4 protein-coding genes and 1 pseudogene are annotated in these 6,708 nt (G+C 65.2%); 4 read left to right on the plus strand and 1 reads right to left on the minus strand.

The window, feature by feature from the left end; all coding sequences use genetic code 11:
- Positions 1-77: 77 nt before the first annotated feature.
- The 4 genes from clpX to mobA all read left to right on the plus strand — a co-directional run bounded on the left by clpX (position 78) and on the right by mobA (position 5,389).
- Positions 78-1,358 (plus strand): ATP-dependent Clp protease ATP-binding subunit ClpX, encoded by a 1,281-nt coding sequence (gene clpX, locus A5775_RS12605; protein ID WP_067252479.1) that lies wholly within the window; start codon positions 78-80, stop codon positions 1,356-1,358.
- A gap of 306 nt (positions 1,359-1,664) precedes the next feature.
- Positions 1,665-3,620 (plus strand): 2-oxoacid:acceptor oxidoreductase subunit alpha, encoded by a 1,956-nt coding sequence (locus A5775_RS12610; RefSeq protein WP_156660682.1) that lies wholly within the window; start codon positions 1,665-1,667, stop codon positions 3,618-3,620.
- Positions 3,621-3,669: 49 nt separating this feature from the next.
- Positions 3,670-4,770 (plus strand): 2-oxoacid:ferredoxin oxidoreductase subunit beta, encoded by a 1,101-nt coding sequence (locus A5775_RS12615; protein WP_067252484.1) that lies wholly within the window; start codon positions 3,670-3,672, stop codon positions 4,768-4,770.
- A 1-nt stretch (position 4,771) separates the two neighbouring features.
- The gene (gene mobA, locus A5775_RS12620) at positions 4,772-5,389 is read left to right on the plus strand and encodes a molybdenum cofactor guanylyltransferase (RefSeq protein WP_067252486.1); all 618 of its coding nucleotides are present in this window, start codon (positions 4,772-4,774) and stop codon (positions 5,387-5,389) included.
- A 1,187-nt stretch (positions 5,390-6,576) separates the two neighbouring features.
- On the opposite strand, the pseudogene A5775_RS25425 reads toward mobA, so the two are convergent.
- A pseudogene (locus A5775_RS25425) lies at positions 6,577-6,672 on the minus strand (molybdenum cofactor guanylyltransferase); the annotation flags it as partial.
- Positions 6,673-6,708 lie beyond the last annotated feature (36 nt).

Here is a 6,708-nt window from a genome sequence, read left to right on the forward strand (position 1 = left end):
TCAAGCGGGTAGCGTCGGTGACTACATGCGGGGACAGGGAAGACAAACGGCGAATAGGAAGTAGGCGCTGAAGCACCATGGCACGCATCGGAGACGGCGGGGACCTGCTGAAGTGCTCGTTCTGCGGGAAGAGCCAGAAGCAGGTCAAGAAACTCATTGCTGGCCCCGGTGTGTACATCTGCGATGAGTGCATCGATCTCTGCAACGAGATCATCGAAGAGGAACTCGCCGACGCCGACGACGTGAAGCTCGATGAACTTCCCAAGCCGATCGAGATCCGGGAGTTCCTCGAGGGCTATGTGATCGGGCAGGACACCGCCAAGCGGACGCTGGCGGTCGCGGTCTACAACCACTACAAGCGGATCCAGGCCGGGGAAAAGGGGCGGGACTCGCGGCACGAGCCCGTCGAGCTGACCAAGTCCAACATCTTGATGCTCGGACCGACCGGATGCGGCAAGACCTACCTGGCCCAGACGCTCGCCAAGATGCTCAACGTCCCGTTCGCCATCGCCGACGCCACCGCCCTGACCGAAGCCGGCTACGTCGGCGAGGACGTCGAGAACATCCTGCTCAAGCTCATCCAGGCCGCCGACTACGACGTCAAGCGCGCCGAGACGGGCATCATCTACATCGACGAGGTAGACAAGATCGCCCGCAAGAGCGAGAACCCGTCGATCACCCGCGACGTCTCCGGCGAGGGTGTGCAGCAGGCCCTGCTGAAGATCCTGGAGGGCACCCAGGCGTCGGTTCCCCCGCAGGGCGGCCGCAAGCACCCGCACCAAGAGTTCATCCAGATCGACACCACCAACGTGCTGTTCATCGTGGCCGGGGCGTTCGCCGGCCTGGAGAAGATCATTTACGAGCGCGTCGGCAAGCGGGGCCTGGGCTTCGGCGCCGAGGTCCGCTCGAAGGCCGAGATCGACACCACCGATCACTTCGCCGACGTGATGCCCGAAGACTTGATCAAGTTCGGCCTGATCCCCGAGTTCATCGGCCGGTTGCCGGTGGTCGCCTCCGTCACCAATCTGGACCGCGAGTCGCTGGTCAAGATCCTGTCCGAGCCGAAGAACGCGCTGGTCAAGCAGTACCTCCGGCTTTTCGAGATGGACGGCGTGGAGCTCGAGTTCACCGACGACGCCTTGGAAGCGATCGCCGATCAGGCGATCCACCGCGGCACCGGCGCCCGTGGCCTGCGCGCCATCATGGAAGAGGTCCTGCTGCCGGTGATGTATGACATCCCGAGCCGCGACGACGTCGCCAAGGTCGTGGTGACCAAGGAGACCGTGCAGGACAACGTGTTGCCGACGATCGTGCCGCGCAAGCCGTCGCGCACCGAGCGTCGCGACAAGAGCGCCTAAGTCCGTCCAGCTCCCCGGCGGGGCCGATTGCCGACCGCCCGGCGTGTTTGCTGCCGGTGCCACGAGCGTCGACGTGACCAACGCCACAGTTTGCTGTGCTACTCATCAGTAGGACGTCGCTGACGTCGTCTTTTGGATGCGGATGCGGCCGAGATGACGGCTCGGCGACGGCGATGGCGACTGGAAATCAGTGCCATAATTGATACTTCCAGTGACATCAAACGGAGACGGCCGGAAAGTCACTTTCACGGGCGTAATCTAGTTTGCGCGTGGTGTCTGTCCGGTGAACAAATGGAGGGCAAAGACGTGGATTTGAACGGCAGCGGAGCCGGATCAGACTCACAGAACGGGGCTTCCCCGAACGGATCTGCCCGTCAGCGCCTCGAACAGGTCGTCATTCGCTTCGCCGGGGACTCCGGCGACGGCATGCAGCTCACCGGCGACAGGTTCACCACCGAGGCAGCGCTTTTCGGAAACGACTTGGCGACCCAGCCGAACTACCCCGCCGAAATCCGCGCCCCCGCAGGCACTCTGCCCGGCGTCTCATCCTTCCAAATTCAGATCGCCGACTATGACATCTTGACCGCCGGCGACCGGCCCGATGTCCTGGTCGCGATGAATCCGGCTGCGCTCAAGGCCAACCTCGGTGACCTGCCCCGCGGCGGCATGGTGATCGCGAACTCCGACGAGTTCACCAAGCGCAACCTGACCAAGGTGGGTTACGTAACCAACCCGCTCGAGACCGACGAGTTGTCCGACTATGTCGTGCATTCCGTCGCGATGACCACGCTGACGCTCGGGGCCGTCGAGACCATCGGCGCGTCGAAGAAGGACGGTCAGCGCGCCAAGAACATGTTCGCGCTCGGCCTGCTGTCGTGGATGTACGGGCGGCCGATCGAAACCAGCGAAAAGTTCATCCGGGAGAAGTTCGCGCGCAAGCCCGAGGTCGCGGAGACCAACGTGCTGGCGCTGAAGGCCGGCTGGAACTACGGCGAGACGACCGAGGCGTTCGGCACCACCTACGAGGTGTCCCGGGCGACCCTGCCGACGGGCGAGTACCGCCAGATCTCGGGCAACACCGCCTTGGCGTACGGCATCGTCGCGGCCGGTCAGCTGGCGGACATCCCGGTTCTGCTCGGCAGCTACCCCATCACTCCGGCCTCCGACATCCTGCACGAGCTGTCCAAGCACAAGAACTTCAACGTCCTCACCTTCCAGGCCGAGGACGAAATCGGCGGCATCTGCGCGGCGATCGGCGCCTCGTACGGCGGCGCGCTGGGCGTCACCACCACCTCCGGGCCGGGCATTTCGCTCAAGTCCGAAGCGCTCGGGCTGGCCGTCATGACCGAACTGCCGCTGCTCGTCGTCGACGTTCAGCGCGGCGGGCCCTCGACCGGGTTGCCCACCAAGACCGAACAGGCCGACCTGCTGCAGGCGTTGTACGGCCGCAACGGCGAGTCACCGGTGGCGATCCTCGCCCCCCGGTCACCGTCCGACTGCTTTGAAACCGCGCTCGAGGCGGCGCGCATCGCGGTCTCGTACCACACCCCGGTGATCGTCTTGTCCGACGGAGCAATCGCCAACGGGTCAGAGCCGTGGCGCATCCCGGACGTCAGCACGCTGCCGCGCATCACCCACGTGTTCGCCAAGCCGGACGAACCGTTCCAGCCTTATGCGCGCGACCCGGAGACGCTGGCCCGGCAGTTCGCTGTTCCCGGCACTCCCGGGCTCGAGCACCGCATCGGCGGTCTGGAAGCGGCGAACGGCTCGGGCAACATCTCCTACGAGCCGGTCAACCACGACCTCATGGTTCGGTTGCGCCAGGCCAAGATCGACGGCATCTCCGTTCCCGATATCGAGGTCGACGATCCGACCGGCGACGCCGAGCTGTTGCTGATCGGATGGGGCAGCTCCTATGGGCCGATAGGTGAGGCCTGCCGGCGCGCGCGGCGCAAGGGCATCAAGGTGGCGCACGCGCACTTGCGCTACCTGAACCCCTTCCCGGCCAACCTGGGTGAGGTGCTGCGGCGCTACCCGCAGGTGGTGGCGCCCGAAATGAACTTGGGCCAACTGGCGTTGGTGCTGCGCGGCAAGTACCTGGTGGACGTGCAATCGGTCAGCAAGGTGCAGGGTGTCGCGTTCCTGGCCGACGAGATCGGCCGCGTCATCCGCGCCGCGCTGGGCGGGACGTTGGCCGAAGTCGAGAATGACAAGACGATGGTCGCCAGAATGGCGGCGGCAACGGTTGGGGCCAGCGCATGATTCGCGCCGGCGTCAACGCAGAGCGAAGCGATGAGGAGGAGCGGCGCTCGTGACTGACCTGATCGGCAATTTGGCGGGCAAAGACCTCGGTGTGACCGCGAAGTTGACCAAGAACGACGGGGTCCCCACGCTGTCTGCTGAGGACCAGCCCCAGAAGTCCAAGGACTTCACCAGCGACCAGGAGGTGCGCTGGTGCCCGGGCTGCGGGGACTACGTCATCCTCAACACCATCCGCAACTTCCTGCCGGACCTCGGGTTGCGCCGCGAGAACATCGTGTTCATCAGCGGTATCGGCTGCTCGAGCCGGTTCCCGTACTACCTCGAGACCTACGGGTTTCACTCGATCCACGGCCGCGCGCCCGCCATCGCCACCGGCCTGGCGCTGGCCCGCGAGGATCTGTCGGTGTGGGTGGTCACGGGTGACGGCGACGCATTGTCGATCGGGGGCAACCACCTGATCCACGCGTTGCGCCGCAATGTCAACATCACGATCCTGCTGTTCAACAACCGGATCTACGGGCTGACCAAGGGGCAGTACTCGCCCACCTCGGAGGTCGGCAAGGTCACGAAGTCGACCCCGATGGGGTCGTTGGACCACCCGTTCAACCCGGTGTCGTTGGCCTTGGGCGCCGAGGCGACCTTCGTCGGCCGCGCGCTGGACTCCGACCGCAACGGCCTCACCGAGGTGCTGCGCGCCGCCACCGAGCACCGCGGCGCCGCCGTTGTCGAAATCCTGCAGGACTGCCCCATCTTCAACGACGGCTCCTTCGACGCGCTGCGCAAGGAAGGCGCCGAGGAGCGGGTCATCAACGTCCGGCACGGCGAACCAATTGTGTTCGGCGGCAACGGCGAATACTGCGTGGTGAAGTCCGGGTTCGGCCTGGAGGTGGCCAAGACCGCCGACGTGTCCGTCGACGAAATCGTGGTGCACGACGCGCACAGCGACAACTCGGCCTACGCCTTCGCCCTGTCACGGCTGTCGGATCAGAACCTCGAGCACACGGTGCTGGGCATCTTCCGCAATATCAGCCGCCCCACCTACGACGACGCGGCACGCGCGCAAGTCCAGGCGGCGCAGTCGGCGAAGCCGTTCGACTCGGCCGCGCTGCAATCGCTGTTGCGTGGCCGCGACACCTGGACCGTCGACTGACGTGGCAGAGCAGGCGCCCGACACAGTGGGACTGACAGGGCCGTTGGCAGGGATCGTGCTGGCCGGTGGCGAATCGCGGCGGATGGGCCGCGACAAGGCGACGTTGCCGGGGCCCGGCGGGGCGCCCACGCTTCTCGAATACGTCGTCGGGGTAGTCGCACAGCGCTGCGACCCGGTCTTCGTGATGGCCGCACCGGGGCAACCGCTGCCCGAGGTGCAGGCGCGCGTGCTGCGCGACGAAGTGCGCGGCCAGGGGCCGCTGCCCGCGACCGGAGGCGGCCTGCGCGCCGCGGCGACGGCCGGCGCCCGGTTCGCCTTCGTCTGCGCCGTCGACATGCCGCTGCTGTCAGCGGGTTTGATCGACGACCTGATGCATCTGGCCACCGAGACCGATGCCGAAATCGTGCTGCCGTGGGACGGTCGCAGCCACTACCTCGCCGCGGTGTACCGGACCGATCTGGCTGAGCGAATCGACGGCCTCGTCGCCGCCGGCGCCCGCTCGATGCGTGCGTTGATCGACGCCTCCGACGCCCAGCAGATCGTGCTGCCGGAATCGCGGTTCCTGGCCAACGTCAACTCGGAGAGCGACCTGCGCGCTCTGGCGCAACTGCAGGCCTGAGCCAAACACTGCGCCGTATCGGACCGGTTGGAATTCTTTCGTTGGCTAAAAGCCCACGTCCATAAAAGGGGCGGCGCGGTAAATGCATAAATCTCGATCGAATTCCGCGTCACCCTCCCATCGTGATCAATTCGGGCCGGGTCGACTCCGCCGATCGGGTAGGGCGTCGTGATGTGCTGGGGCAGCAACGATTTGAGGCCACTTTCGGAACTCTCACTCGCTGCCTTGGGCCTTTTGCGCGAACCGGCCACAAAGGAAATTCGTGGCCGGTCCGGCTAATTCGACTGCATGAAGGCCGAGCGCGTCGGTATGGATGAGCATTGATCGGCTCGCGGTCACGCGCCTGCGCAGCTGCGGCGTCGGCGCTTGGCTGATCCTCTCCAAAGTATTTGTCGCAGTGCGTGGTTCATCTAAAGGCATTGCTGGAAAAGGCAATACGTGCGGCCAGTTCGATCAACGCGGTTGGGCATGATTGTCGCCAGCGAATAGCGCTGTGAGACAACGGCAATACAGCGCAACGGGACCTCTTGGGGCCTACCCGCCGTGGCGACCCGCGAAGCGGGGCCGACATGCGGTACCCTGCGCGGCCTGCGACGCGAGGCGGCGGATCCGTTGTAGCCGCGGCCAATCCGCTCCAGTACCGCAAATAAACGTGCGCCAGCTCACAAAATGCGCGTGATTAGGCTCACCATTTGTTTGCGTGTGCGATCGTCGTGCCGCCGCCGGAAAGGCGACCGTGACCTGCATAAATGGCCATGCTATCGCGGCGTGATTGGCTCGTTACCCAAACGAGATATCCGATTTCTGAAGATGACGAATGCTCCGACGTTCTCTACGGTCCCTGTTAGCCCGCAACGGGTTACGGAACAGTAATCAAAAAAATTGAATCTACGGACCCGCGTGTGAGCGGCGCCACGGACGGCGAGAGCCCGACCGTGGGCGGTGGGTGACAACCCGCCGGGCAGACCTGGCCCGCCGCTGTCGTGCCTGACCAAGACGGCACGTTCCAAAGCAGGCATTCAACCAACAGCTTCAGCCCACCTGCGTGGGCTTGCTTTGGCGCGCGCGTACCGCGAAAGGAAAGATATTGAAGAACGTTCGTAAGACGCTCATTCTTGCCGCGGTCACGGGCACGCTTGTGACCATCCCGTCGGCCACCGCCCACGCAGACGAAGCGGTGGGCTTCGACCCGAACATGCCGGGACCGTCGCCTTGTCGCGGCCCATCCGCCGCGATTCGCCACCGGCCCGCACGATCCCAGCCAACGGCGCTCTCCGTCCCACTGGGTCGGGCGCCTGCTCTGCGCCGTCAGGCGACGG

The sequence above is a fragment of the Mycobacterium sp. 852002-10029_SCH5224772 genome (genome assembly GCF_001667315.1).
Lineage (GTDB): Bacteria > Actinomycetota > Actinomycetes > Mycobacteriales > Mycobacteriaceae > Mycobacterium.